General features: G+C 64.2%; 25 protein-coding genes and 1 tRNA gene. 13 read left to right on the forward strand and 13 right to left on the reverse strand.

Annotation, left to right across the window (positions count from 1 at the left end; all coding sequences use genetic code 11):
- The first annotated feature begins 608 nt into the window (after positions 1–608).
- Both D3227_RS00555 and D3227_RS00560 read left to right on the forward strand, forming a co-directional pair.
- Positions 609–1,721, forward strand: coding sequence for a LacI family DNA-binding transcriptional regulator (locus tag D3227_RS00555; RefSeq protein ID WP_167480552.1), 1,113 nt, complete (start codon positions 609–611; stop codon positions 1,719–1,721).
- A gap of 77 nt (positions 1,722–1,798) precedes the next feature.
- A complete protein-coding gene (locus tag D3227_RS00560) occupies positions 1,799–2,875 on the forward strand; it encodes an NAD(P)H-dependent flavin oxidoreductase (RefSeq protein WP_120011749.1) in 1,077 nt (358 codons plus the stop codon).
- A 48-nt stretch (positions 2,876–2,923) separates the two neighbouring features.
- Here the strand turns inward: D3227_RS00560 and D3227_RS00565 are convergent, their stop codons facing one another.
- The 4 genes from D3227_RS00565 to D3227_RS00580 form a co-directional block, all read right to left on the reverse strand.
- Positions 2,924–3,676 (reverse strand): ATP-binding cassette domain-containing protein, encoded by a 753-nt coding sequence (locus tag D3227_RS00565; protein WP_120012173.1) that lies wholly within the window; start codon positions 3,674–3,676, stop codon positions 2,924–2,926.
- Positions 3,669–4,724, reverse strand: coding sequence for an ABC transporter permease subunit (locus D3227_RS00570; RefSeq protein WP_120011750.1), 1,056 nt, complete (start codon positions 4,722–4,724; stop codon positions 3,669–3,671). Before D3227_RS00570 ends, D3227_RS00565 begins: the two co-directional genes overlap by 8 nt.
- 92 nt (positions 4,725–4,816) lie before the next feature.
- Complete coding sequence (locus tag D3227_RS00575) at positions 4,817–5,797, reverse strand: ABC transporter substrate-binding protein (RefSeq protein WP_120011751.1); 981 nt, start codon at positions 5,795–5,797, stop codon at positions 4,817–4,819.
- 492 nt (positions 5,798–6,289) lie between these two features.
- Entirely contained in the window at positions 6,290–7,216 is a 927-nt protein-coding gene (locus tag D3227_RS00580; protein WP_120011752.1) for a sugar-binding transcriptional regulator, read from the reverse strand.
- Positions 7,217–7,388: 172 nt separating this feature from the next.
- Here D3227_RS00580 and D3227_RS00585 point away from each other — a divergent pair, with 172 nt between their 5' ends.
- From D3227_RS00585 to D3227_RS00595, 3 genes are all read left to right on the forward strand, one after another.
- On the forward strand, positions 7,389–8,294 hold the full coding sequence (locus D3227_RS00585) for a tagatose-bisphosphate aldolase (protein WP_120011753.1): 906 nt from the start codon (positions 7,389–7,391) through the stop codon (positions 8,292–8,294).
- Positions 8,295–8,462: 168 nt separating this feature from the next.
- A complete protein-coding gene (locus D3227_RS00590; protein ID WP_245451606.1) occupies positions 8,463–9,941 on the forward strand; it encodes an ROK family protein in 1,479 nt (492 codons plus the stop codon).
- Between the two features lie 66 nt (positions 9,942–10,007).
- Entirely contained in the window at positions 10,008–11,060 is a 1,053-nt protein-coding gene (locus D3227_RS00595) for an IS630 family transposase (RefSeq protein WP_120011754.1), read from the forward strand.
- A 51-nt stretch (positions 11,061–11,111) separates the two neighbouring features.
- Here the strand turns inward: D3227_RS00595 and D3227_RS00600 are convergent, their stop codons facing one another.
- From D3227_RS00600 to D3227_RS00610, 3 genes are all read right to left on the reverse strand, one after another.
- Positions 11,112–11,462 carry a hypothetical protein gene (locus D3227_RS00600; RefSeq protein ID WP_120011755.1) on the reverse strand — a complete coding sequence of 117 codons (351 nt, stop codon included), beginning with the start codon at positions 11,460–11,462 and terminating at the stop codon, positions 11,112–11,114.
- Between the two features lie 213 nt (positions 11,463–11,675).
- Entirely contained in the window at positions 11,676–12,005 is a 330-nt protein-coding gene (locus D3227_RS00605) for a protamine-2 (modular protein) (RefSeq protein ID WP_120011756.1), read from the reverse strand.
- A 127-nt stretch (positions 12,006–12,132) separates the two neighbouring features.
- Positions 12,133–12,495, reverse strand: a complete 363-nt coding sequence (locus tag D3227_RS00610; RefSeq protein ID WP_120011757.1) for a hypothetical protein — start codon at positions 12,493–12,495, stop codon at positions 12,133–12,135.
- 263 nt (positions 12,496–12,758) lie between these two features.
- Between D3227_RS00610 and D3227_RS00615 the strand changes: the two genes are divergently transcribed.
- The 3 genes from D3227_RS00615 to D3227_RS00620 are packed head-to-tail and all read left to right on the forward strand — an operon-like array spanning position 12,759 to position 14,250.
- On the forward strand, positions 12,759–13,337 hold the full coding sequence (locus D3227_RS00615) for a hypothetical protein (RefSeq protein WP_120011758.1): 579 nt from the start codon (positions 12,759–12,761) through the stop codon (positions 13,335–13,337).
- Between the two features lie 5 nt (positions 13,338–13,342).
- The gene (locus D3227_RS43670; RefSeq protein WP_281034886.1) at positions 13,343–13,738 is read left to right on the forward strand and encodes a nucleotidyl transferase AbiEii/AbiGii toxin family protein; all 396 of its coding nucleotides are present in this window, start codon (positions 13,343–13,345) and stop codon (positions 13,736–13,738) included.
- Positions 13,669–14,250, forward strand: coding sequence for a nucleotidyl transferase AbiEii/AbiGii toxin family protein (locus D3227_RS00620; RefSeq protein WP_281034887.1), 582 nt, complete (start codon positions 13,669–13,671; stop codon positions 14,248–14,250). Before D3227_RS43670 ends, D3227_RS00620 begins: the two co-directional genes overlap by 70 nt.
- 191 nt (positions 14,251–14,441) lie before the next feature.
- On the opposite strand, the gene D3227_RS00625 is transcribed toward D3227_RS00620, so the two are convergent.
- From D3227_RS00625 to D3227_RS00635, 3 genes are all read right to left on the reverse strand, one after another.
- Positions 14,442–14,518 (reverse strand) — tRNA-Arg (locus D3227_RS00625).
- Between the two features lie 495 nt (positions 14,519–15,013).
- Complete coding sequence (locus D3227_RS00630) at positions 15,014–15,925, reverse strand: DUF1003 domain-containing protein (protein WP_120011759.1); 912 nt, start codon at positions 15,923–15,925, stop codon at positions 15,014–15,016.
- Between the two features lie 212 nt (positions 15,926–16,137).
- Positions 16,138–17,025 carry a D-alanyl-D-alanine carboxypeptidase family protein gene (locus D3227_RS00635; protein WP_120011760.1) on the reverse strand — a complete coding sequence of 296 codons (888 nt, stop codon included), beginning with the start codon at positions 17,023–17,025 and terminating at the stop codon, positions 16,138–16,140.
- 433 nt (positions 17,026–17,458) lie between these two features.
- On the opposite strand from D3227_RS00635, the gene D3227_RS00640 reads away from it, so the two are divergent.
- The 4 genes from D3227_RS00640 (at position 17,459) to D3227_RS00655 (ending at position 21,633) form a co-directional block, all read left to right on the forward strand.
- Complete coding sequence (locus D3227_RS00640) at positions 17,459–19,276, forward strand: methyl-accepting chemotaxis protein (protein WP_120011761.1); 1,818 nt, start codon at positions 17,459–17,461, stop codon at positions 19,274–19,276.
- 113 nt (positions 19,277–19,389) lie between these two features.
- Complete coding sequence (locus tag D3227_RS00645) at positions 19,390–20,496, forward strand: hypothetical protein (protein ID WP_120011762.1); 1,107 nt, start codon at positions 19,390–19,392, stop codon at positions 20,494–20,496.
- Between the two features lie 85 nt (positions 20,497–20,581).
- A complete protein-coding gene (locus D3227_RS00650; protein WP_120011763.1) occupies positions 20,582–21,208 on the forward strand; it encodes a nucleoside triphosphate hydrolase in 627 nt (208 codons plus the stop codon).
- Positions 21,209–21,285: 77 nt separating this feature from the next.
- Complete coding sequence (locus D3227_RS00655; protein WP_120012177.1) at positions 21,286–21,633, forward strand: hypothetical protein; 348 nt, start codon at positions 21,286–21,288, stop codon at positions 21,631–21,633.
- A 27-nt stretch (positions 21,634–21,660) separates the two neighbouring features.
- On the opposite strand, the gene D3227_RS00660 is transcribed toward D3227_RS00655, so the two are convergent.
- The 3 genes from D3227_RS00660 to D3227_RS00670 all read right to left on the reverse strand — a co-directional run bounded on the left by D3227_RS00660 (position 21,661) and on the right by D3227_RS00670 (position 23,955).
- On the reverse strand, positions 21,661–22,365 hold the full coding sequence (locus D3227_RS00660) for a glutathione S-transferase family protein (protein WP_120011764.1): 705 nt from the start codon (positions 22,363–22,365) through the stop codon (positions 21,661–21,663).
- Positions 22,366–22,487: 122 nt separating this feature from the next.
- On the reverse strand, positions 22,488–23,696 hold the full coding sequence (locus tag D3227_RS00665) for a beta-ketoacyl-[acyl-carrier-protein] synthase family protein (protein WP_120011765.1): 1,209 nt from the start codon (positions 23,694–23,696) through the stop codon (positions 22,488–22,490).
- Positions 23,697–23,700: 4 nt separating this feature from the next.
- A complete protein-coding gene (locus D3227_RS00670; protein WP_115141430.1) occupies positions 23,701–23,955 on the reverse strand; it encodes an acyl carrier protein in 255 nt (84 codons plus the stop codon).
- Between the two features lie 209 nt (positions 23,956–24,164).
- Between D3227_RS00670 and D3227_RS00675 the strand changes: the two genes are divergently transcribed.
- A complete protein-coding gene (locus D3227_RS00675) occupies positions 24,165–25,001 on the forward strand; it encodes an urease accessory protein UreD (RefSeq protein ID WP_167480553.1) in 837 nt (278 codons plus the stop codon).
- Positions 25,002–25,022 lie beyond the last annotated feature (21 nt).

Genomic DNA, 25,022 nt, shown 5'->3' on the forward strand with positions numbered 1-25,022 from the left:
TTTGAAACTCATCGCTGATGTCTCGGCTGCGGCCCGCACGCCCTCCTCCTCAAGGGGCTGGCCCAATGGTCTGGCAACTTAGGAACGGCGCCAATCCAGCCGCGACCGAAACACTAGACACTCATTCGCTGTTCGTAAATAGTCCGATTTGTCTGACATTTTCGTGAGTGTGCGGCAGGCCTCCTCCGGTAGCTCACCGGACCGGTGGCGCGCCACACGCCGCTTCTCGCCGCCACCGGTCCGAGCCCGGATCGGTGACGGCGAATTGACAGTAGAGCGCTTACCGCTATTAGTAAATAGTATTAGTTATGGCGCTGGAAGGGCGCATCCCGCGTTGGCGAAGAACCATAGCCGCGGGTATTCGAGGGAGCAAGGAGAGCGGCTGCAGGCAAGGCCGCTACTTACAAGGAGAGCCCAGTAAATAGTCGCTTTTCGGGTTGTGGCCAGTTGTTTTCGTCGCCGTGCGGCGCTACTGGTGCTGAATGCGATGCGCTTGATAATAGTTATAAGTGACGTGCGTTTCCGACCAACGCACCCAAACGACAACCGCCTTGCCGTTAATGCCGGCTTTTTCGTAAGACAGGCCGGGTTTGGGGAACGATGCCGATATGAGCGAACCGACGGAATTGCGCGACCCCCCGGAGTCTTCCAAGCGCCGTAAGCCGTCCGCCAGGGGCCTAAAAGGTCGCGTCACCATGACCGACATCGCCCGAGCCGCCGGCTGCTCGCAGGCAACCGTCTCCTTCGTTCTCAACAATTCACCGGGCATCCGGCTGTCGCAGCAGACCCGCGATCGGGTGATCGAAGCGGCGCGGGCGCTCGGTTACTCACCGCCCATGTTTTCCGCCCTGCGGCCGCTTGTCACGCCGTTCGAGGGACTGGATGGCGTCATCGGCTTTGCCGTGGACCAACTGGCGACCAGCCCCGAGGCGGTGGTCGCCATCGAAGGCGCGCGCCAGGCCTCGTGGAACGCCGGCAACGTGCTCCTGGTGGCGCAGACCATGGGCGATGCCGTCATGGAGCCGCGCGCCATCCAGGCCCTCACCAGGCGAGGCATCTCGGCGCTGATCTACATGACCATCTTCACCCGCGAGATCACGGCGCCGGATTTCCTCTACGGCCTCGACATCCCGGTCATCCTGCTCAACTGCTACACGGCCGACTATGCCTTCCCAGCCGTGGTGCCATCCGAGATCGCCGGCGGCCAGAGTTCGACCCGGCATTTGATCGGCCACGGCCATCGCCGCATCGCCACCATCACCGGCGAGCCCTGGATGCAGGCCGCTCAGGACAGGCTGAAGGGCTACCGCCGCGCGCTGGCGACGGCCGATATCCCCTTCGACCCGGAACTGGTGGTCGAGGGCGACTGGTCGGCAAGTGCGGGTTATGCAGCGACCGTGAAGCTGCTGGCGCTCAAGGACCGCCCGACCGCCATCTTCTGCCAGAACGACCGCACGGCTATCGGCTGCTACGAGGCGCTGAAGGAGGCCGGCCTGCACATCCCGCAGGACATCTCCGTCGTCGGCTATGACGACGAGGAGATCGCCCGTCATCTCTTCCCGCCGCTGACCACATCGATCCTGCCGCACATGGCGATGGGGCAATGGGCGATCGAGCAGCTGGAAGCGCCCCCAACCCCGGGCCGCGGCCGCTATCCCATCACCAAGCTTGAATGCCCGTTAGTGGAGCGGGAGTCGGTCGGTGTCGTGGCGCCCGCATAATTCCGGTGACCCGACCCCATCGCAAGGCCTATGCTGGGATCGCGTGCGATCCCCCCTTGGGTACTGGAAAGACGCTCATGTGGCCGAACCGTCGTTTATGCGATCTGCTGAAGATCGAGCATCCGATCATTCAGGCCCCAATGGCTGGTTCGGCGACGCCGGAGCTCGCCGCGGCAGCGAGCAATGCCGGCGGGTTGGGATCGCTCGGCTGCGCATCGATGCTGCCGGATGGTCTGCGTGAAGCGGTTCGCAAGGTCAGAGCGGGGACTAATCATCCGTTCAACCTCAATTTCTTCGCTCATCCGCAACCCCACACGAGCGATGCGGTCCTGGCGCAGACCATTGACAGGTTGCGGCCCTACTACGCGGAGCTGTCCCTCGGCGCGCCGCCGGCAAGGCTGCCATCGCTGGGACCGGGCTTCGACGACGCCAGGCTCGATTTCGTGCTGGAGGTTCACCCGCCCGTCGTCAGTTTCCACTTTGGCATTCCGGAGGCTGCCGCGATTGCCAGACTGAAGCAGGCCGGGATCGTGATCATCAGCACCGCGACGAACGTCGCCGAGGCGCGCAAGCTCGGCGAAGCCGGCATCGACGCCGTCATCGCCCAGGGATGGGAGGCGGGCGGGCATCGCGGCTCTCACGTCCCGACCCATCCCGGAGACGGTGTAGGGACGATGGCGCTGGTTCCCCAAATCGTGGATGCCATCGATCTCCCGGTCATTGCCGCGGGAGGCATAGCCGACGGCCGAGGCATAGCGGCCGCCTTTGCCCTTGGCGCCAGCGGCGTGCAGATCGGCACCGGTTTTCTGTCCTGCGACGAGGCCGGCACGGATGCGCCGCGCCGCGCCCTGATCCGCTCCGCGACCGACATGGATACAATCGTCAGCGATGCCTTTTCCGGCCGTGCGGCACGGGCGAAGCGCTCGCGCTACGCCCTGGAGATGGAAGAGAGCCGAACGCGCCTGCCGGATTTCCCGCAAATGTATGCGCTCAGCGCGCCGCTCGGCGATGCCGGGCACGCAAAGGGGAATGGAGATTTCGATCTTCACCTTTACGGGCAAGCAGCCGCGCTGAACAAAGAGCTTCCGGCTGGGCAGTTGATGCGCACGCTTGTCGCCGAAACGAAGGCGGTATTCGACGCCCTCTCGGCATAATGCGGTGGCAGGACCGCGAGGCGGCCCGGTTCGAAACCAGCCCTTCGCCTACCCACCAACCATCAGCTTGACGACTTCGTCGTGGTTGGTCTCCGAGATCTTGCGCTCGCCGGCCTGGATACCGCGCCTGAGCACGACGATGCGGTCGGATACGGCGAAGATGTCTTGCAGATTGTGCGAGATGAAGATCACGCCACGGCCTTGCGCCTTGAGCTGGTGGATCAGCGAAATGACCTTGCGCTGCTCGGGCACGCCGAGGGCCGCGGTCGGCTCGTCCATGATCAGGATCTGCGCGTCCCAATAGACGGCGCGGCCGATGGCGACGGCCTGCCTTTGGCCGCCGGAGAAATTGCTGACCGGGGCATCGAGCCGGCTGACATGGAAATCCAGCCGTCCCATGGTCTGCTTGGCGGCAACCGCCATCGCCTTGCGGTCGAGCACCGGCAGGAAGCCGAAGGCCTTTCGCATTGGTTCGCGGCCAAGGAAGATGTTGGCGCCGATCGACAGATTGTCGGCCAGCGCCAGGTCCTGGTAGATGGTCTCGATACCCTTCTCGCGCGCCTCCTGCGGCGTCGAAAAGCTCACCGGCTGACCCCTGAGCAGGATCTCGCCGCCGGTCGGCTGGAAGACGCCCGATATCGCCTTGATCAGCGTCGTTTTGCCGGCGCCGTTGTCGCCGGCCAGCGCCACCACTTCACCCGGCCGCACGACCATGGAGAAATCGTTCAAGGCGCGGACGGCTCCAAAATGCTTGGAAAGGTTGCGGACCTCCAGCAGCGGGGTCTGTTCCTGGTTATTCATCCTGGCGGGCTCCACTGAACCGGCGTTGCGCCTGGTCGATAAGGACGGAAATGATGATGACGAGGCCGACGGCGATGAACTGCCAGAACGGCTCGACATTGACGAAGACCAGCCCGTACTGGATGACCGCGATCACCAGGGCGCCGGCGACCGTGCCGAATATGGTGCCGGAGCCGCCGAACAGGCTGGCGCCGCCGATGACGACGGCCGCGACACTGTCGAGCAGCAATGGCTCGCCGGCCTGCGCCGCGCCCGCGGTGAAGCGCGCGGCATAGAGCGCGCCGCCGAGGCCGGCGCACATCGCCGACAGCACGTAGAGGCGAAGGATGTGATCCTTGATGTCGATGCCGGCGCGCCGCGCCGCCTGCACATTGGCGCCGATGGCGTAATTGTGCTGGCCGAACCGGGTCTGGCTCAGGATGTAATGCATCACCACGACAAAGACGGCGGTGATCATGACAAGGTAGGGCACGCCGTGGAACTTGCCGTTGCCGAGCAGCGCGAACCAGGAATTCTGCACCGGCACAGTCGTGCCGCCGGCAAGGAGATAGGCAGCACCGCGCGCCACGCCGAACATGCCGAGCGTGCCGATGAAGGGCGGAATTCTCAGCCGCGAGATCAGCAGGCCGTTGATGATACCCGGCACGCCGGCGACAAGCACGGCAGCCAGAATACCTGCCAGCATTGCCAGGGGCAGCGGGATTGCGGCTCCCGCCATGTTCGTGGCATGGGCGGCGACGACGGCTGCAAGGCCCATGATGAAGCCGAGCGAGAGGTCGATGCCTCCCGAAATGATGACGAATGTCTGGCCGGTCGCCAAGAGCAGCGGTGCCACGGCAAAGATCGCGATGGACTGCAGGTTGAACGGGTTGAGCACGAAGGTGGCGCCGAAGGCGAGCCGCGACCAGACCTCGAAACAGATGATCAGGCCGGCAAGGAACAGCCAGGCACGTCCATCGGCGATACGTGCGATCAGGCTTCTTGCGGGATCACCGTGGTCCGCCTGGGGGGCAACATGCGTTTCGCCGGTTGATGATGTTGTGGTCATGAATGGTTCCGATCCGCGGCGCGGCCTTCTTCAAACAGTCCCAGGACCCAGTCCCCTCCGGCAAGCCGGAAGGAGACCGGGCAGGTCAGGACTCACTCGGAGTAGAGATACTTCGAGATGTTCGGGTCGGCGATATTCGACTTGTCCATGATCGTGAAGCCGGTGCCGATCGCAACCGGGATCGAATGGCCGGTCAGATGGGCATAGGCTGAAACGACGCCAAAATAGCCGATCTCGGCGGGATGCTGGGCTATAGCCACGTCGACCAGGCCGGTATTGATGTTGTCGACGATGCTGGTCGGTGCGTCGAACGCCACGACCTTGACGGTGCCAGTCTGCCCAGCTTGCTGGACGCCATTCGCCGCGCCGAGCGCGGAGAAAAGGTTGGCGCCGAACACGCCAACGAGATCGGGATTGCGCGCGAACACAGCCTGCAGCTGCGAGGCGGCCTTATTGGCGTCATTGTCGTTGAACTGCGTTTCGAGAACGGTGATGCCGGGATGGTTGGCCGCCATCTCTTTCTTGAAGCCCTCTTCACGCTGGTCAGTGGTCGAAATGCCAGGCTTCACGTTTGAAACGTAGACCTTGCCCTTGTCGCCTATGGCAGTGGCCAGTGCCCGCGCGGCAATCTCGCCGCCGAGGATGTTGTCCGACGCGATGTAGGAAAGCGGGAAATCAGCGTCGCCGGCGCCGGTCTGGTAGACGCCGCTGCCGATGAAAGTGTCGACGGTGATCACTGGGATGCCGGCATCGCTGGCCTTGCGCAGCGGCTCGACCAGCTGGACCTTGTCGGTCGGCGCGATCAGGATCGCGTCCGGCTTCTTGGCGATGACCGCGTCAAGCACGGGCACCTGCGTCACGGGATTAAAATCCGGGGCGCCCTGGAAAACCAGGTTGACGCCGAGCGCATCGGCAGCTGCCTGGGCGCCCTTGCGCATGGTGATGTAGAAGCCGTCGGTGGTCAGGCCAGGAATGAGTGCAATGGTGTACTTCTTGTCCTGCGCCGACGCAGGCGCGACCAGCGCCGATGCCGAGATGGCGAGCGCCGCGAGCGCGGCAACGATCTTCTTCATGAATTCCTCCTCATGGTGTTGGCAGATATGCTGTGGACATTGGAATGGCCGTCGATCTCGGATCGCGACCATGGCGTCGGCCGAAAAACGGATTTCGCATGCCTGGCTGTTGCGGGCGGCTTTCCTCCCAAGCGCCCCTGTCGTCAGTTCAGCCAGTCGAAACCGGCCATTGTAATGTCAGCGGTCTTGTCCCGCGCCTCCGCAAGGTCGACAAAACCGCGCCGCCCGGCACGCATTCGCACCGGGTTCGCAGAGTTGTAACACTTTGCTGAAATAAATTGCAAGCGGCTCTTTGGCGGGCCGAACCGCAGCGATTTCCAGATCGTACACCATCTGTCTGCTCCGCAGAGTCCCCGCACGGGGACTATCGCCCCAACCCGGCGACGGCACAACGGCTGTTTTCGATGGCCGGCCTAGAGCGGTTCATCGTTTTCACGGAAACGCAGAACCGCTCTATCTTTTGTTTTGACGCAATTCCGGACGGAAACCGTTTCACACTTTTCCTGGAATTGCTCTAGCGGGCAGGAGCGCCTCGAGGATGGCCTGCGCCGTCTTGGTGTCGGTGATCAGGGCATTGATCAGCTTGGCGCGCGCCGCGCCGATGATGGCCGTCGCCTTCTCCGGCCCGGCGGCGACGCCGATCACCAGCGGAACGGCGCGAAGCTGGGCCGGCGTCATGGCGATCATCCGGCTTTCCCCTTCCCAGGCGATCAGCGTGCCTTCGGCATCGAAATAGTGGCGAAGGACGTCTCCGGCCGCCTGGAACAGCGCCTGCTCGCTGAGCGTCGCCGCGCTTGCCTCGGGCGGGTTGATGGCATGCGGCAGGCCGACGCCGACGATCGCGACATCGGTCCGGTCCCAGAGGGCGACGCTGTCGCTGATCGCCGCATCGCCGAGGAAGACATCGCGCAATTCGGTCGACGGCAGATAGGGCGCATGGATGAAATGCGGTGTCCCGCCGAACTCCTCGGCGGCGAGCCGCACGAATTCGTTGATCTGGAAATGCGCCGCCTGCTGCTGCATGCCGCCGGTGGCGGCAACGGTGAGCACGCCTGGAATGCGCGGCAGGCCGGCGCGGATCACCTCACGGATCGCGCGCCCCCAGCCGATGGCCACAACAGAGCCGGCCGAAAGTTCCGCTTGCCTGAGCAGGCCGCCCAGGGGTGCTGCCAGCGCCGTCAGCACGCCAGCTGCCGGCGTCTCTACGACGGCCGCGTCGCGCAGCCCAAGCCCCTCGATCAACTGCGCGGTGGCAGCTTCGGGCGTCACGATATCGAGCACCTCGATGCGCACGATTCCTTCCGCCCGCGCCCGCTGCAGCAGGCGCGAAATGGTGGCGGTCGAGACTCCCAGCCGCCGCGCGATATCGACCTGCGACATCTCCGCCTCGTAGTGCAGCTTGGCGACCGTATGCAGCATCGTGCGCGAGGCGGTCGCATCCTGGATGGGAGGAACAGACAGCTTGCAATTCCTTTCAGCAATGTGTTACAGACCTGCCGACCACGGGAGTTATCGCTCAAATTTGGCAAAGCCGCAACTTGGGCTCGCTTCCATATCGCGTCCCGAGGGCGCCAGGATCGGATAAAAGACCATGACCAGGATGACCACCGCGGAGCTGCGCGGCTACCAGCAGATATGCGGCAAGGACGGGGCGATGATGGCCATCGCCTGCGACCAGCGCGGCGGCATGCGCACCTTGCTGGCGTCGGATCCGGATGAGCAGGCCAAGATCACCAACGACATGCTTGGCGACACCAAGGCCGACATCACGCGCTACCTCGCCAGCGAGGCCTCCTGCGTGCTGCTCGACCCGCTCTGCGCGGTGCCGCGGGTGGTCGACGAAGGCGTGCTGAACCGCGACACGGCTTTGCTTATCGGCCTCGACGCTTCGGGCTTCGATGTCTCGCCCGACGGCTATCGGCTGTCGCGCCTCGTTCCCGGCATCAACGCGCGCCGCGTGCGTGAGCTCGGCGGCACCGGCGGCAAGATCATGGTCTATCTGAGGGCCGACAAGCCCGAAGCGAACGAGCACAACATCGCCATCCTGAACCAGTGCATCGCCGACTTCGCCAGTGAGGACCTGCTGCTGGTCGTCGAGTTCCTGACCTACCAGCTCGAGGGCGAAAGCGTCGAAGACTACACCGCCAAAATCCCCTCGCTGATCGAAGAGGGCACGCGCATTTCGCTGCAGTGCGGGGCAAAGGTGCTCAAGCTTCCCTATCCCGGCACACCCGATGCCTGCGCCAGGATCACCAGGCTGGCCGGCGACGTGCCATGGGCGGTGCTGTCGGCCGGCGTCAACCATTCGACCTTCCTCGGCCAGGTCGAGATCGCCATGCGCAATGGCGCCTCGGGTGTTATTGCCGGCCGCTCGCTGTGGAAGGACTGCATCTCACTCGACCGCGACATCCAGCGTGAAAAGCTGAGGACCATCGCGGTCTCGAGACTGCGCGAGATCCAAGCGGTGATAGGTAACTACCGGCGCAAGGCCGCTTAGGCATGATGATATTCAGGTGAGGCCGGCCTGCAAGCGATGGCTTCCTGCGCTTCCGGTGCTTACGTACTTGAAGTACTCTCCGTCCCGGTTCTCCACCATTCTCGGCTCGGCCTGACCTGAATCTCAACACACCTTGGAGCAGAGTCGGACGAACAAGCACGAGACGTCATGCGACAAAAATCGATGGCCATAGGGATCGATATCGGCGGCACCAATCTGCGTGCCGCCCGCATCTCCGCCACGGGTGAAATCCTCAAGCGCATTTCCGAGAAAAGCGCGCCCGACCCGGAGCTGGTGCTCGGCCGCATCGCCGACATGGTGCACCAGCTCGATACTCCGGAAGTGGCAGCGATCGGCATCGGCGTTCCCGGCCGCGTCGATGCGCGGCGCGGCACGGTGCTGTCGGGAGGCTATGTCGACCTCGCCTCGGTCGCGCTGGCGCAGCGGCTGGAAAGCATGACCGGCAAGCCCGTCACCATCGACAATGACTGCAACATGGCTCTAACAGCCGAAGTGGCCAGGGGTGCGGCCGCCGGCCATGACAGCATCGTCATGTTCACCATCGGCACCGGCATCGGCGGCGCCGTGGCTGAAGGTCGGCGCATCGTGCGTGGCAAGGCGACGGCGGGCCAGCTTGGCCATATCGCCGTCGACCTCAACGGCGAAACCTGCAAATGTGGCCGGCGCGGCTGCGTCGAAACCACCAGCTCCGGCACCGCGCTTGGCCGCCACATCGCCCGCGCCGGTCTCGGCCCGGAGATCACGATCGACCAGCTCTTTGCCCGCGACGCCGCCGGCGACGGGACGGCGCGCGGCATACTGAATGCCTGGGCGCGGCCGCTACGCGCCGCGATCGATACGGCGGTCGCCATGTTCAACCCGGATCTGGTGCTGCTCGGTGGCGGACTGGGCGGAGCGGCGCACAGGGCGCTCGCCAATGCTCCCGCTCTCGCGCCCTGGTACCAGGCGCCGGTGCGGCCGGCACTGCTCGGCGACGACGCCGGCGTGATCGGCGCCGGCCTGCAGGCACTCGCGGCCGAGACGAGAGCTCCCCACGCGTCGCCCTTACCTCAGCCACCCGCCCTGCCGGGCCGTGTCCGGCCCGCCGTGCCCGCCCGGCGCGCCGTGCTGGTCAACGGCATTCCCGCTTCGGGCAAAAGCACGATCTCCCGTGGCATTTCGGAGCGCATGGGCTGGCCGTTGCTGGCGCTGGACACCATCAAGAACCCGTTCCTCGAATTGCTGGGCGGCGCCGACCGCGAGTTCAACCGCACGCTCGGCCGCGCCAGCTACGCAGCCATCTGGTCGCTCGTCGGCGAGGCCCCGGCGGGATCGATTTTCGTCGTCGATGCCTGGTTCGGCTTCCAGCCGCGCCAGGTGCTCGAGGATCACCTGAAGCGGGCTGGCGTCGTTGAGACCGCCGAAATCTGGTGCCATGCGCCCGGCGAAATCCTAGCCGAGCGCTATCGCACCCGGCTCGACCAGCGCCTCCCCGGCCATCCGGGCGCTGCCTACATCCCCGAGCTGAGCGAACTCGCCAAACGCGCTGAGCCGCTGCGCCGCGGCCCGCTCTTCGACGTCGACACCACGCAACCCATCGCCTTCGACACCATCACGGCGTGGCTACGCACGACGCTGGCGTCGTAGGCCGCACTAGTGTCCTGATCGACAAATTTATGAGATCATGTTTTTCCATCTTGGAGGACATGATTGATGGGCAAGGCAGCGGTAGAGATCGTTTTGACGGTGCAGGAGCGGAGTGAACTGGAGGGTCTGGTTCGTCGCCGTGGCACGGCGCAAGGGCTGGCGCGACGAGCGCACATAGTACTGCTGGCGAGTGACGGGATCGAGAACAAGGAGATTGCCGCGCGTCTTGGCGCGATGCCCAACACAGTGGGCAAATGGCGCCGGCGCTTTGCTGAACAGCGGCTCGATGGCCTTTACGATGAGCCACGTCCCGGCGCGCCGCGGCAGATCGGCGATGAGGAGATTGCCGAGACGATCCGGTTGACGCTGGAGACGACGCCGCGGGACGCAACCCATTGGAGTTTGCGGTCTATGGCGCAGGCCGTTGGCCATGCACCCTCGACGATCCACCGCATCTGGACGGCCTTTGGCCTTCAGCCGCATCGCGCCGAAAGCTTCAAACTGTCGTCCGATGCGCTGTTTGTGGAGAAGGTGCGCGACATTGTCGGTCTCTACCTCGCGCCGCCCGAGCGGGCGCTGGTCCTGTGCGTGGACGAGAAGAGCCAAATCCAGGCACTGGACCGCACCCAGCCCTGTCTGCCGATGCGCCCCGGCCAGATCGAGCGGCGCAGCCACGATTATACGCGGCATGGGACCCTTTCGCTCTTCGCCGCGCTTGATGCCGCCACCGGCAAGATCATCGGTCGCTGCTTCAAGCGCCATCGCGCGCGAGAGTTTCTGACGTTCCTGCGCGAGATCGAAGCCAACGTGCCGGCTGACCTCGATATCCATATCGTCATGGACAACTATGCCACCCACAAGACCAGCGCCATCCGCAACTTCTTTCTCAAGCGTCCCCGCTGGCATATCCATTTCACGCCGACAGCAGCGTCATGGCTCAACCAGGTCGAACGCTTCTTTGCCAACCTGACCGAAAAGCAGATCAGGCGCGGCGTCCACAGGTCGACACAGGAGCTGGAGACGGCAATCACAACTTACATCGAAGCCGTCAATGCCGATCCAAAACCCTTCAAATGGACCAAGTCGGCCGACGATATCCTCAGCACCATCAAACACTAGGGTCCGTTGAGATTTAAGGTCAGGCCGGCATCACCTGAATACCGACAGACCCTAGAACCAGCGCTCCCTGCGCGGCTCGCTGGCGCTAAGCGCAAGACCCAGCAACAGGCCCGCCGCACCACCCAGGATGAAGGCGGACGACACCGTGCCCGGATTGTCGTGAACGACACCCGTCACCGACTGTGCCCTGCTGCGCAGCGCCTGCGCGGTGCGGGAGGCGCGGTCGGTGGCACTGTCATACCAGCCATTGGCCTCTTCGACCGCCTCTTCGGCCCGCTCGGCCAGCGTCCGGTTGATCTTGTTGATCTCGCGCTTCAGCTGCGCGACCTGCTTTTCCAGGGCTTCCTGAGCCTCGCGCTGCGTCATTCTCGGTGCCGTGGTTTCGTTCGGGTCGTCGGCCATTGTTGTCTCTCCTTTGCTGAAGGGCTCCGGGGGGTCAACGGCGAGCCGCGGCGCATGGTTCCCAACTGACAGCAACCACCCTCTCGGGCCTTGGCCCCAGCCTCGACTCCCGGAGGTTTCAACACAGCCGGTTGCTGAGCATGATCCCGAAAAGATCAAGCTCCAGCACTGGGATAAAGTCCCATCCTGATCAAATCGGGATGGGACAAGGATCTAGAACCGGTAGAAGCCCCAGACACGCCGGCGATAACACCGCCTGCGCCGGTAGCCATAGCGCCAATAGCTGCGGCAGTACCGTCTCCAGACGCGGCGCCTGCGGCGGCGATATTGGCGGCGGTGCCAGTGGCGATGATAGACAGGCTCCAGATCCGCCTGCGTGCCATCGTCGTCGAAAGGCTCCGTATCCGGCGCGTCGAGCTCATCGAGAATGCCGTTTCCGACATTTGGAACCCCGGCCACCGCATTGACAGGCCGAACCGCGCTGGCAAGGACCGCGGCTCCCGCAACACCAAACATTGCCGTCAAGAATGATCGCCGATCCATCAAAACCTCCCGATCTCTAACCAGCGAAAACAAGGCTAGCAAAGGGGAGATAGCGCGCTGGAGGAGAAAGCCTAGAGGGCGGGCTTGGAGGCGGGATTGGAGGCGGGATTGGCGGCCTGAAAGGAGCCTAGGCGCGCCGCGCAGTGACGCGATTGTAGAGCCACTGAAGAAAGGCATAGCTGTGCGGGCTGAGGTCCAGCATGCGTAGCCTGCGGCGGATCCGGCGTTCAGCACGCAGAAGCGCCTCTTCCTGCTGAGGAAAGTAGGGGCGTAACATCTCGAATGCGGCGAGGTTGTCGGCGAGCATGCGTCTGGTTCCGTAGAGAAGCGTCACGCTGTCGCGATGGATTCGATGTGCCGCCATGACGTCGTCAATGAATCCGACTTTGCCGCGGCGCGCCGTCAGGACATTCAAAAGCCAGGCAGCAGAGGCGATAGTCGTCGTTCGATACCATCCCGGCAACGCATCGAGCGCGGCTTTGCGAACCATTGTGGCGCTCTTGGGCGGCGGGCTCAACCGATCGCTGCAACACACTCAGCGAACTTCTCCGCAGGGGTCGGATAGAGCAAGGCAGCATTGGGTCGAGGTCGGATGGCCAGTTCAGTGCTAAATCTGGCGCGCCGGACGAGTTCAAGCAAAGGAGGTTCATCCCATCGACATGGACCCGTGGCCTGCTCGTGTGCATGAATTTTAAACGAAAATCATTGCAAAATGGAGCGCAGCGTCCTAAGTGGAGGACGAAGGATTTGACGATGTCCGCATTGAACGAACTGAAGAAGCGGTTGCGACCTGGACAGGTCTATCGGCGCAAGGACCTCGAGAAGTGGTCCACGGCTGTGGATCGCCACCTGCGTCAGCTTGTCGAGGAAGGTCGGCTCGAGAAGGTTTCGGGCGGACTGTACATGGCTCCGCGCAGCACGCGTTTCGGCAAGGCTCCGGCTGCTGCGGAGAAACTGGTCGAGACGTTCCTCAAGGACGATCGCTTTCTGATGGTCTCCCCCAGCGCCTATAACAGCCTGGGGGTGGGCACGACCCAGCTCTACAACGAACCGGTGGTCTATAACCTCAAGCGTCATGGACGCTTTCAGCTCGGCGGCCGTTTCTACGACTTCCGCAAGAAGCCCTCGGTGCCTGCGAAACTGACCCAGGAAGTGTTGCTGGTCGACCTTCTCCAGAACCTTGATCGTCTTGCCGAGAACAAGGCCGAGGTGTTGCCTCGCGCCCTCAAGCGCGCCCGCGACATGAACCCCGCTTATCTGGCCAAGGCGGCGCGGGATTTCGGTTCGGTTCGCGCCGGGCGGCTGGTGAGCCAGGCGCTGGAAGCGGCCTGATCCGTATGCCGCTTCTACACGACCTCGGGGACTTCAGCGATCTGATCACGGTCGTCGCCGCGGACATGAAGATCGATTCCGGCCTGGTCGAGAAGGACTACTGGATCATGCACGCCCTGTGGGGCCTGCAGCAGTTCGGTTTCCGCTTCGAGCTCAAGGGCGGCACGTCGCTGTCCAAGGGATATCGCCTGATCCACCGGTTCTCCGAAGACATCGACATCCTCATCCATCCGCAAGGCGATCTGCCGATCGGTAGAAATCACGACAAGCCGGTCCACATCGAACAGCGCCGGGAATTCTTCGACGGCCCCGACTGGACATACCCGGCTTTTTGCGCGCCGAGCGTGATCAGGCCTTTGACGACCCCACCGGCCGGATGCGCGGCGCTGGAATTCGTCTGATCTATCCGGCGCTCAATCCCTTGCCCGCCGGGCTGAAGGCCGGCATTCTGCTGGAGGCGGGATTCGATCGGGTCGCGCCCAATCGGGCCTGCCTCATCTCCTCTTGGGCCTACGACCGCGCGGTCGCATCTGGCGTGCCGGACCTGATCGACAACCGCGCCGTCGATGTTCTCTGCTATGAGCCCGGCTACACTTTCGTCGAAAAGCTGCAGACCCTCTCCACCAAGTTCCGGCAGCAGCAGGCTTCCGGAGAGATGCCCGTCAACTTCATGCGCCACTACTACGACGTCTCCTGTCTTCTGGAAGACGAGGGTGTCAAAGCCTTTATCGGCAGGTTCCGAGGCGGGGATGAGCCGAACCTGCGGCGGAACGAGGCCTTTCGCCTCAGCGACCCTGCGACCCGACAGATCTACGCCGACGCCTATGAGCGAACCCGCGCCCTCTACTACAGGGACCGGCCTTCACTCGACGCAATCCTCGCTCAGCTGGACGCGCATCTCGATCGATTGTGATTCCTTGAGGGTCACCGCGCTGCCGCTTGGTCGACAAGGGCGAAATGGCAGGCCGTGGTCCTGCCAGCAGGTCAGCGAAGGGGAACTAGACCAAGCCTCCGTCAGTCTGAAATTGCCTTTTTTGCAGTGACACTTTGGTGACACTGGCAATTTCTACGAGATGGCACTTTCACCTAAGTCTTTGATTTTATTGGCGCACCCGACAGGATTCGAACCTGTGACCTCTGCCTTCGGAGGGCAGCGCTCTATCCAGCTGAGCTACGGGTGCCTTCAGGATCGGCGATCTTGAAAACGAACCAGCCGGTGAACCGGCCAGCCACGGCTTCTTAGCGGAAGGAGCGGCGGGCTTCAACGGGCAATTGGAGGTGCGCTGCCTCCTCGCGCAGAGGTCACAGGTTCGAATCCAGCCAGGTGCGCCATTTATGTGCCGAAGGAGAGCCAGATCGAACGGGAAAACAGCCGTCCAACGCGAAGCCAAGCCCGAAGGCCCGCTAGCCTGAAACGAAAAACCCGCCTCGGCGGCGGGTCGCTGGCGCAAATCAGCACCATGCACAAATTTATGGCATAATTGCCGTCATCGGGCAACCGATCGCGAGCGCCCGGTTCCGCCCGCAACGGAGCAGCGGCCCCTCACGGCAGCTCCGCAAACATCAGCCTCGTCTTCGCATCCGCCATCGGCGTAAGGCTGCAGTCACCTCGACATGGTCGCTGCGCTGGGCGGCCTGTCGGCGCCTACAAACATGAAAGCTGGCTCGCGCCGCCCTCACTCCCCCGCCTCACTCTTCACAGTCCGCCTCCGGCGCGGCGCCCGCTTCGGCTTCTTAGCGCCGGTCAGCTCGTGCATGGCGTCCAGCTGCATCTGCTGCATTTCGGCCAGCCGCGTCCACTGGCGCGAGATCAGATAGTCGAGCTTCTCGTGCAGGTGCCGCACTTCGAGCTCGGCCTTCAGGTTGACCCGATAGTCGTTGAAGGAGCGCAGCCGGTCCTTGGTCTCCTGCCGCTTCTGGCTCATCATGATGATCGGCGCCTGGATGGCCGCAATGCAGGAGAGCAAAAGGTTCAAGAGGATGAAGGGGTAGGGATCGAAGGCGCCCACCGTGCCCTCGAGCAGGTTGATGCCGATCCACACCAAAAGCACGCTGCCGAACGAGATCAGGAACCACCAGCTGCCGCCGAAGGCCGCCATATTGTCGGAGACGCGGTCGGCAAACGTCCGGTGCTCCTCGAACTCCTCTTCGCTGTTTTCGGAAATCGTGTCCTGCCTGGCGATGCTCTCCACCACCTGCCGGTCCAGCTCGGAGAATTCGCCGTGCTCCTGCTGCAGAAGCTCCTCCATGTAGCGCATCCGGTAGCGGCCAAGCTCCTCGCGGCTGATGCGGGCGCCGGTCGGCAGATCCGGGTGATCGGAGCGGATCCGGTCGGCCAAGCTCGGGCGCAAATCGTCGATGCGCACGAGGTCGCGCTTGCGGAATTTCCGACCTGAGATCGCCGACGGTTTCTTCTTCGGCTTTACCCGGGATGCTCCGGGCAAGGCCGGCTCGGAGTCCGGCACATCAGGTGTTTCGAGGTGCTCGTCCGAACCCTGACCGGTGTCCCCGATAGTCGGCGCCTCGAAATATTCGCCGCCGCTGTCGTTCTCTGGCTTCTTTTCGGGCGTCTTGGGGGCGGTGCTCATGGGTGCGGGCTCCTGCTGTCGCGCTGCGCCAGACGGTACGCCAGGGCGGCGGAGCATATCCACCGTTCGGGCGGATTCCGCATCCCATGTCCGCCTTTTCCGGTCGAGTGGGAGAAGCGGCCGAGCAGCAGCGGTGCGTTCACGATCGCGCGAGAAGGGCGCCCTTTGCCGCCCTGCGTGCCGAATGTGCCGGCAGGCACGAAGAGCGCGCCCTACTGCTGCACGAACATCAGCCGCGTCTTCGCATCGGCGATTGTTGGCGACAAGCTGCGCTGGATAAGCGCCTCGACATGGTCATTGCGCTGGCGGGCGCTGTCGGCGCCCATCACCACGATGATCAGCTGGCGGCCATCGGCGCTGTAGGAGGTCACGATGTTGAAGCCGGAGGCCCTGATATAGCCGGTCTTGATGCCGTCGACGCCGCGCACCCGGCCGAGCATGTCGTTGTGGCCGCGCACCAGCCGCCCGCGGAACATGAAGTCGCTTTCGGAGAAATAGTGGAAATGCTGCGGGAAGCGATTGCGCAGCGCCATGCCCAGCACCGCCATGTCACGCGCCGTCGTCACCTGGCCGCCGTCGGGCAGGCCCGACGCGTTGCGGAAATTGGTGCTGGTCATGCCGAGCTGGCGCGCCCTGGCCGTCATCATGGCGGCGAACTGCTCCTCGCTGCCGCCCAGATATTCGCCGACCGCCACCGCCACGTCATTGGCCGATTTGACAACGATGGCGCGGATCGCAGAATCGACGTCGATGGTCTCGCCGCGCCGGAACCGCAGTTTGGTCGGCGGCTGCCTGGCGGCATTGTCCGAGACCGGGATCTGCATCTGTTTGCTGACGCGGCCGCTCTCCAGCGCCTCGAACAGCAGATAGAGCGTCATCATCTTGGTCAGCGAGGCCGGATAGCGCTGCGCCGTCGAGTTGACCTCGAAGAGCTGCTTGCCGGTCCTGGCATCGACGACGATCGCCGCATATTTTTGCGGCGCCGCCGGCACCGCCAGCACGGTGTCGGGCGGCGCGGTGGTGCAGCCGGCGACAAGCACCAGCAGGGCAAACACGGCCACCAATTTCTGGATGAGCGGGAAGGGACGCTGGTTGGACAAGGGCTGGACTGTTCTGAACGCGGCTGTTGCTGAGATGCGGCGAAGCTAACGTAACGCGTCTGCCGCGTCCATTTGGTTAATACCTGTGATGACGCATTTGCCCAGGTTTCAGAGGCTGGCGCTGCCCCTCACCTGCCTGCCGGCATCCTCTCCCCGTAAACGGGGCGAGGGACGCTGCGGCAGCGGGTTTCGCCAATTGCCAGCGTTGCAAAGACAGCGCTAGTGCGGCGGCCAGCCCTTTCTCCCCGTCACTATACGGGGAGAAATGCCCGGCAGGGCAATAAGGGGCAGCGCCGGCCCCTGTAGTTGGCGGTTTCCCTCTGCCGCCCACTGCCTCTCACACCCGCCCGCCCCGAAATCGCCCGCTTCCTGTCCTGTTTTGCTCACGGGGTCGCGCTGCTATTATGCGCGCGGCATTGGCTTGGGGAACGACATGACGAGTGGAATGGAACTCGGCGCCAAAGCGCCGTCTCTTATCAGGGCATCGCTGGGCCGCACCGGCAAGTGGGCCGGCAGCGTCGCCTTCGTCAGTGGCGCCGTTTCCGACGTGCTCAATCCGTTGGCGCCGTTTGCCGCCTATATCGCTTTGATCGCCGCGGTCGCGGCGGTCATCATCGCGATTGCCGTCGTGCTCAAGCTGGTGCTCGCGGCCAAGGCCGTGCCCGCGCTGATTTTCGCCACCAGTGCGGCGGCGGTCGCCGGAGGCGTCTACGGCCTGCAACAGCAGACCAATTCGCAAAATGGGGTGATTGCCAGCCTGGTGCCGGCGGTGGCCGAGCTGCAGCAGTCGATGGGCATCGTCGCCGAGAAGGTGGCCAAGATCGAGCAGACCGTCACGCAGACGCAGAAGACGGTCGAAGCCGTCAAGCAGTCGACGGACACCGTGGCGAAAAAGACCGAGGAGATCGCGGCCGCTGGGAAGCAGCAGACCGCGCAGGGCGCCGAGACGCAAAAGACCGTCGAAGCGGTCAAGCAAACCACCGACACGCTGGCCGCCGGCCAGCAGCAGCAGGCGGCGCAGGCCGAAAAGCTGCAGGCAACGACCGAGCAAATCGCCGCCTCGACCGACACCATCGCCAAGGGGTTTGCCGCCCTTGCCGCGCAAGGCGGCGCGATCGCCGATCCCAAGCGTCCCGACGAGTATTACCACAATGCCCGCGTCTACGAGCTGTCGGGCGACATGCTCAATGCAAGGCGCTCCTACCTCGCCTTCGCCGGCTTCGATGTCGACGCCGTCGATCCCTACACCCGGTTTGCGACGCTGCTTCGGGTACAGGACGGCAAGGCCGGCGCCCGTGAGGTGTTCGGCGCGCTTGCCGACAAGGGCAAGGCGCTGTCGATCAAGCTGGTCCATCTCATGCAGTTCGACGACGTCCAGCGCCTCGACAAGCTCAACGCCTTCATAGCTGTCCATGCCGACTTCGCCCCGGCCTATTTCCTGCTGGCGCAGGAGTTTTCCGAAGATCGCCTCGGGTCCCAGTCGCTGTCCGACAAGCGCAGCGAAGCCCAGGCGCTGACCAAATTCGTCGCCTACGAGAAGGATGGCGGGCTGCTCAAATATTTCGTCGACCAGAGAGAGCTTGCCGATTGGCTGGATCGCAGCCGCAGCCGGCTGGCCGCCCTTGGCGACGTGCTCGATCCTGCGCTGTTCGCCCCGACGCTGACGCCGATGCGGTCGAACCAGGGCTGGTCGATGACCATCTCGCTGCCCGAGCCGGCGACCGCCATTTCCTGGCGCCTGGGCAGCAGCAGCCCGTTCACCGACACCGGCTTCATGGCGATGAACGACCAGCGGACCGGCAAGCCAATGCCCAATCCGAGCTTCGAACTGCCCGACAGCACCGCCGCCACCACCATCGGGATAAAGTATCTCGATCTCCGCGGACGCGAGACCGGCCCGTTCGACATAAGCTTCGATCCCGACGCCGCCCTTCAGCAAGGCTCGAAGCAGATCCTCGACCAATTCTGGACGTCGTGGATCGCCTTCGATGCCAGCGGCAATCATGGCCTGGTCTATTTCTCGCAGATGCTGTCGTTCCGCTGCGCCATCAAACAGGTGCACTATGGCCTGAATGGTGCCGCGCTCGACAAGGAGATCAAGATGCCGCCTTGCGACAAGAAGGACCCTTACGCCATCCCCTACGACTACCAGCCCTATTTCAAAGTCGCCGACAGCGTGAAGTCAATGTCGGTGCAGGTCACCTACACCGACGGCACCAAGTCGCCAGTCAGGGAGTACAAGCGGCAGTAGGGCGCCTTACCCTCCCCACAAGCGGGAGGGTAGTGATGCAAAATGCCTGCCGCCACGCTTGCGCAATCAACCCGAGCGGGCTTTGCTGGCGCCGGTAGAATCGGCAGGTGGACATGGATACGCTCACAATCGGCGCAAAGGGCATTTCGGTCTCGGTCGATCTCGCGGTCGGCCACCTCGCCGACATGGCGATCGACATCGACGGCCGCCGGCTGCAGCCGCTGCATCGCGCGCCCTGGGTCGGCGCGCCGCGCGAAACGCTGCCTGAAAACCTGCCCGAAGGCACGGTGCGGCTGTCAGGCGATTTCCTCTGCGCGCCGTTTTCGCGCAGCGATGTCGAGGAGGCGCCGCTGCATGGCTGGCCGGCCAATAGCGCCTGGGATGTCGTCGAAAACAGCGCCATCGCCGATGGTTGGCGCGCCACCTTCCGGCTGCGCCGCAAGGTCATGGGTGCCAACGTCGACAAGGTCCTGACCCTGCGCGACGGCAACCCCTTCCTCTACCAGGAACATGTCTTCTCGGGCGGCGCGGGCGCCATTTCCGTCGCCCATCATCCGATGACGGCGATGAAGGACGGCGGCAGGCTGGCCTTCTCGCCCAAGCGCTTCGCCGCCACACCCGCTGATCCGCTGGAGCCCGATCCGGCGCGCGGCCGCTTCATGCTCGCCTATCCGGCGCGTTCAGCCGACCTGTCGCGGTTTCCGACCGCCGGCGGCGGCACGGCGGACCTCGGCGACTATCGCAGCGATCGGCTGCGCGAGGATTTCCTCACTCTGGTCGAGGCCGATCACGGCGGGCCAGGCTGGACGGCGCTGGCGCGGCGTGCCGAGCAGGACCTGGTGCTGGTACTGAAGAACCCGGCCGAACTGCCCATCACCATGCTGTGGTTCAGCAATGGCGGGCGCGACTACGCACCGTGGAACGGCCGCCACCGCGGCGTGCTCGGCATCGAGGACGGCCGCGCCGCCGTCGGCCATGCCGCCTCGCTCGGCGACAACTGGCTGAAGCGTGAAGGCGTGGCGACGGCCTTTGCGCTTGCCGAAGGGCGCTCGGTGTCGTTCCGCCATGTCATCGGCGCCGTCCCCCTGGCTGGCGGCGAGCCGCCGCGCGACATCGAAACCGCGCGCGACCGGATGCGCATCGTCGCGGCCGACGGCAAGGCGAAGGAGATCGCCTTCGACGGCGACTTCCTGCGCATCGGCCGGTCCGTCCCGGCCTGAGGCGCGAGCGCCGCGTTTGAAATTTCCGCCGACTGCCGCCAAGATGCGTCGATTACCCCGCGGAACATCCAGCCAGGAATGCCACATGTCCGAAATCGCCCATCTCGCCGCCACCATCTTCAAGCGTGCCGGCAAGGCGCCGCGCTTCGTCGTCGCCATCGCCGGCCCTCCCGGCGCCGGCAAGTCGACGCTGTCGGCCTCCCTGCATGACCTGCTGCCGGAAGGGTCTTCGGAAGTCGTGCCGATGGACGGTTTCCACTATGACGACATCGTGCTCAACCAGCGCGGCCTTCGGCCAAGAAAAGGCGCGCCGGAAACCTTCGACTTTGCCGGCTTCGAAACGCTATTGAAGCGCATCCGCTCAGGCGAGCCCGACATCGCCATCCCGGTGTTCGACCGCAGCATGGAACTGTCGCGGGCCGCCGCGGCAATCGTCGGTGCCGGCACCAAGTTCATCCTGGTCGAGGGCAACTATCTCTTGCTCGACGAAGAGCCGTGGTCGCGGCTGGCGCCGCTGTTCGATTTCACTATCTTCGTCGACGTGCCGCGCGCCGAACTCGAACGCCGCCTGCTGGTGCGCTGGCACGAGCATGGCCGCTCCGATGAAGACGCCCGCGCCTGGATCGCCTCCAACGACATGCCCAACATCGACCGCGTGCTTGCGCGGCGGCAGCCCGCCGATCTTGTCATCGGCGATCATGCTGGATTTTAGCATTGTTGGTCGGGGAACCTTAAGACTTTCCGGTCGTTATGCCCGACACGGCATTTAGCTGGATCAGGGAAAATACGATGGCAACCAGGACCAAAAAACCCGCCAAGGGCAGGTCAGTTCAACCCAGGGCAACGCAGGCAAAAGCGGGTGCCGGCCCGGCAATCGCCGAGCGCTCGAAGGACGCCAAGCCTGCCTTCGGCAAGGCGCCGCCGAAGAAGGTGGTGCCCGGCGTGGCAGCGAAGGTGACGGCCAAGACCTCGACGGCCAAGACCTCTAAGCCGAAAAAGCCCGCCGCCGGCAGCGGATCGGCAGCCGGCAGGGCTATGCGCACGGCAGCCGGGGCAGTTGTCGCTACGGCCAGGGGTGCTGCATCGCTCGCTGCTTCCGTCATCGGCAGAGGCGGCTCGAAAGCCAAGGCGAAATAGGGCCGGCCTTTTCCTTATCGGCCGCGCTCAGCGCCTCGCTGGGATGGTCAGGCCTTTTTGCACCGCGGGCCGCGCAAGGCCGCGCTCCAGCCAAGCGCCGACGATCGGGAAATCGTCGAAGCCGACCAGTTCGCGCGCCTCGTAAAAACCGATCAGGTTGCGCACCCAGCCGAGCATTGAGATGTCGGCGATGGTGTAGTCGTCGTCCATGATCCATGTCCGACCCTTCAGCCTGGTTTCGAGCACGCCGATCAGCCGCCGCGATTCGTCGCGGTAGCGCTCCAGCGGCCGCTTGTCGGCGATCTCGCGCCCGGCGAATTTGTTGAAAAAGCCGACCTGTCCGAAGATCGGTCCGATCGAGGCCATCTGGAAGAATACCCACTGGATCGTCTCGTAGCGCCGGATCGGATCGGCAGGCATCAGCTTGCCGGTCTTGTCGGCGAGATAGAGCAGGATGGCGCCGGATTCGAACAGGCCGATCGCCTGGCCGCCGGGGCCATTGGGATCGATCATCGCCGGAATCTTGCCATTCGGGTTCAGCGACAGGAATTCCGGCGTCCAGCTCTCGTTCTTGCCGATGTTGACCGCATGCGCCTCGTAGGGCAGGCCGAGCTCCTCCAAAGCAATCGAGATTTTCACGCCGTTGGGGGTTGTCGCGGAATAGAGCTGGAGGCGGTCTGGATGCTTGGCCGGCCAGCGCTTGGTGATCGGAAAGGCGGACAGGTCGGTCATGGAAGGCTCCGGGATCGGGCGCGGAACAGGCGCGCAAGGGGCGAGTCGCAAAGAATTAGGAGGAGGCCCGGGCCCGATCAATATGGCCGGCGAAAGTTCCGGCCAAATGGTGCAGAACGGCCTCAGATCGCCTTGAAGGCCAACACCGCATTGGTGCCGCCAAAGGCGAAACCGTTGCTGATCGCGACACGCACCTTGCGCTCGCGCGCCACGTTCGGCGTCACGTCGAGATCGCAATCGGGGTCTGGCTCGCGGAAATTCGCCGTCGGCGGCACGATGCCTTCGCGGATCGCCATGACGCAGGCGATCATCTCCAGCCCGCCCGACGCGCCGAGGCAATGTGCGTGCATCGACTTGGTCGAGGAGATGGAGAGGCTACGCGCGTGCTCGCCGAAGACGCGCTTGATCGCCGCCGTCTCGATCTGGTCGTTGGCCTTGGTGCCGGTGCCGTGCGCGTTGAGATAATCGACGTCTTCCGGATTGAACCCGGCGTCAGCCAGGCAAAAGCGCATCGCCGCTTCCGGCCCTTCGATGGTCGGCGCGACGATGTCGGAGGCGTCGGCGGACAGGCCGGTGCCGGCGATCTCGGCCAAGATGGTGGCGCCGCGCGCCATGGCGTGGTCGTAGCTTTCCAGCACCGCCATGCCGGCGCCTTCGCCGAGGATCAGGCCCTGGCGATCGGCCGAGAACGGTCGGCATGTGTCAGGCGACAGAACGCGCAGCGCCTCCCAGCCCTTCAGCACGCCCCAGACCAGCGGCGCGTCGGTGCCGCCGGCGACCATGACGTCGGCGCGGCCGAGCCGGATCTGGTCGACCGCCGAGGCAATCGCATGGTTGGCCGACGAGCAGGCCGAGGTGACGCCAAACACCGGCCCGCGCAGGCCAAGATGCATGCTGACCTGGCCGGAGGCCGCGCCCGGCATCACTTTCGGCACCGTGAAGATGCCGGCGCGGTTCTTCTTCTCGATCAGGATCGCGCGATAGTTTTCCTCGACCGCCTCAAACCCGCAGACCCCGACGCCGACGATGGTGCCCATGCGGTAGGTGTTGTCGGCATGCGCGGTCAATCCGGAGTGCTGCATGGCTTCGCGCGCGGCGATCACCGCCAGCAGGCTGAACCGGTCCATCGATACCAGCTGCTTGCGGTCGATGCCGTGCTCGGGCAGCGCCTTGATCTCGCAGCCGATCTTGACCTTCAAATCATGCAGCAGCGGATTGTCGATCGGGCCGATCGCCGAGCGGCCGGCGCGCATTTCGTTCCAGATAGCTGGCGCATCGGTGCCGAGCCCGCAGATCCCGCCGATGCCGGTGATGACGACGCGCTTCAGCATTCGGTCAGGCTTTTTTCGCGATCAGCGCGCGAACTGCCTCGACCATGTCGCCGACATTCTTCAAATTGCTCCAGGCATCGACCGTGTTCATCTCGATCTCGATGCCATACTGTTCTTCGAGATCGAAGATGATCTCCGTCAGTTCCAGCGAATGGATGCCCAGCGACGTCAATTCGGTATTGGTGGTGATCTCTTCGCCGCCAGGCTCGGCATGAGCCTTGATCTTTTCGATGATGTCCGTTGCCAGCTGGTCAGCCATTCGGTTTCTTCCCCAACTTTATCGTTTCCCGACGCCGACTGATCAGCGCCCCTTTGTCCCCGGATTCACATCGTCGTCGTCGCCCTATACCCCGCCAGGCGCTGCGTGACCGTTCCAAGGTGGCTCCCTCTATAGAAACCGAAACGTTGTGAGGCAACAAGCTATATATCGACAAAGCCACGGGAGTGCTTAACGTTGGTCGTGTGGACATGATGGAAACTATCTCGACTTCAGCGCCCGCGGCCCAGCGTGTTGCGGGGCGAGCCAGGCTTTTCTGCGGCAAGGCCGATGGTCGCACACGCCTTCGGCGTCTCTATCAGGACGGCTCGGCCAAAATCCGCATGCCGGCCGTCGCCGCCGATCCGCTTGAAGCCGTGCTGATCAACACCGCCGGCGGCCTGACCGGCGGCGACCGTCTCGACTGGGAGGTGGATGTCGGCGCCGGCGCCTCGGCATCGATCACCACCCAGGCCTGCGAAAAAATCTATCGCGCGGCATCGGATCGCGCCGAGGTGCGGGTGAGGCTGACCGTTGGCGCCGGGGGCCGCATCGCCTGGCTGCCGCAGGAAACCATCGTCTTCGATCGGGCGGCCTTCGCCCGCACGCTCGACGTAGAGCTTGCCGCCGATGCCGAAGCGCTGCTGCTCGAGGCGACCGTCTTCGGTCGCCTGGCCATGGGCGAGCGTACGACGCATGGCGACTTTCACGACCGCTGGCGCGTGCGCCAGGACGGTGCGCTCGTCCACGCCGAGGATTTCCGCATCGGACCGGACATTGCCGCCAGCCTTGGCCGTCCGGCCGTCGCCGGCGGCGCCGCTGCGATAACGACGGTGCTGATGGTCTCGCCGCGCGCCGAGGCGTTTCTTGATCCGGTGCGCGCAATCATCGGCAGTGAGGGCGACGCCAGTGCCTGGGGCGTGAAAAAATCTGGCAAGCTTCTTGCGAGGCTGTTTGCCGAGGACGGCTACCAGCTCCGCAAGCGGCTGGTTCCGCTTGTCGAATTGCTCAACGGGCGGGCGGGTCTGCCCAAATTATGGTCACTTTGATTCTGCCGCCTTGATTCTACC

Origin of the sequence: Mesorhizobium waimense, assembly GCF_003601975.1 — a bacterium.
GTDB lineage: Bacteria > Pseudomonadota > Alphaproteobacteria > Rhizobiales > Rhizobiaceae > Mesorhizobium > Mesorhizobium waimense.

Coding starts and splice junctions, on each gene's coding strand:
- D3227_RS00555 (WP_167480552.1), top strand. CDS start 609: ATGAGCGAACCGACGGAATTGCGCGACCCCCCGGAGTCTTCCAAGCGC.
- D3227_RS00560 (WP_120011749.1), top strand. CDS start 1,799: ATGTGGCCGAACCGTCGTTTATGCGATCTGCTGAAGATCGAGCATCCG.
- D3227_RS00565 (WP_120012173.1), bottom strand. CDS start 3,676: ATGAATAACCAGGAACAGACCCCGCTGCTGGAGGTCCGCAACCTTTCC.
- D3227_RS00570 (WP_120011750.1), bottom strand. CDS start 4,724: ATGACCACAACATCATCAACCGGCGAAACGCATGTTGCCCCCCAGGCG.
- D3227_RS00575 (WP_120011751.1), bottom strand. CDS start 5,797: ATGAAGAAGATCGTTGCCGCGCTCGCGGCGCTCGCCATCTCGGCATCG.
- D3227_RS00580 (WP_120011752.1), bottom strand. CDS start 7,216: ATGCTGCATACGGTCGCCAAGCTGCACTACGAGGCGGAGATGTCGCAG.
- D3227_RS00585 (WP_120011753.1), top strand. CDS start 7,389: ATGACCAGGATGACCACCGCGGAGCTGCGCGGCTACCAGCAGATATGC.
- D3227_RS00590 (WP_245451606.1), top strand. CDS start 8,463: ATGCGACAAAAATCGATGGCCATAGGGATCGATATCGGCGGCACCAAT.
- D3227_RS00595 (WP_120011754.1), top strand. CDS start 10,008: ATGGGCAAGGCAGCGGTAGAGATCGTTTTGACGGTGCAGGAGCGGAGT.
- D3227_RS00600 (WP_120011755.1), bottom strand. CDS start 11,462: ATGGCCGACGACCCGAACGAAACCACGGCACCGAGAATGACGCAGCGC.
- D3227_RS00605 (WP_120011756.1), bottom strand. CDS start 12,005: ATGGATCGGCGATCATTCTTGACGGCAATGTTTGGTGTTGCGGGAGCC.
- D3227_RS00610 (WP_120011757.1), bottom strand. CDS start 12,495: ATGGTTCGCAAAGCCGCGCTCGATGCGTTGCCGGGATGGTATCGAACG.
- D3227_RS00615 (WP_120011758.1), top strand. CDS start 12,759: ATGTCCGCATTGAACGAACTGAAGAAGCGGTTGCGACCTGGACAGGTC.
- D3227_RS43670 (WP_281034886.1), top strand. CDS start 13,343: ATGCCGCTTCTACACGACCTCGGGGACTTCAGCGATCTGATCACGGTC.
- D3227_RS00630 (WP_120011759.1), bottom strand. CDS start 15,925: ATGAGCACCGCCCCCAAGACGCCCGAAAAGAAGCCAGAGAACGACAGC.
- D3227_RS00640 (WP_120011761.1), top strand. CDS start 17,459: ATGACGAGTGGAATGGAACTCGGCGCCAAAGCGCCGTCTCTTATCAGG.
- D3227_RS00645 (WP_120011762.1), top strand. CDS start 19,390: ATGGATACGCTCACAATCGGCGCAAAGGGCATTTCGGTCTCGGTCGAT.
- D3227_RS00650 (WP_120011763.1), top strand. CDS start 20,582: ATGTCCGAAATCGCCCATCTCGCCGCCACCATCTTCAAGCGTGCCGGC.
- D3227_RS00655 (WP_120012177.1), top strand. CDS start 21,286: ATGGCAACCAGGACCAAAAAACCCGCCAAGGGCAGGTCAGTTCAACCC.
- D3227_RS00660 (WP_120011764.1), bottom strand. CDS start 22,365: ATGACCGACCTGTCCGCCTTTCCGATCACCAAGCGCTGGCCGGCCAAG.
- D3227_RS00665 (WP_120011765.1), bottom strand. CDS start 23,696: ATGCTGAAGCGCGTCGTCATCACCGGCATCGGCGGGATCTGCGGGCTC.
- D3227_RS00670 (WP_115141430.1), bottom strand. CDS start 23,955: ATGGCTGACCAGCTGGCAACGGACATCATCGAAAAGATCAAGGCTCAT.
- D3227_RS00675 (WP_167480553.1), top strand. CDS start 24,165: ATGATGGAAACTATCTCGACTTCAGCGCCCGCGGCCCAGCGTGTTGCG.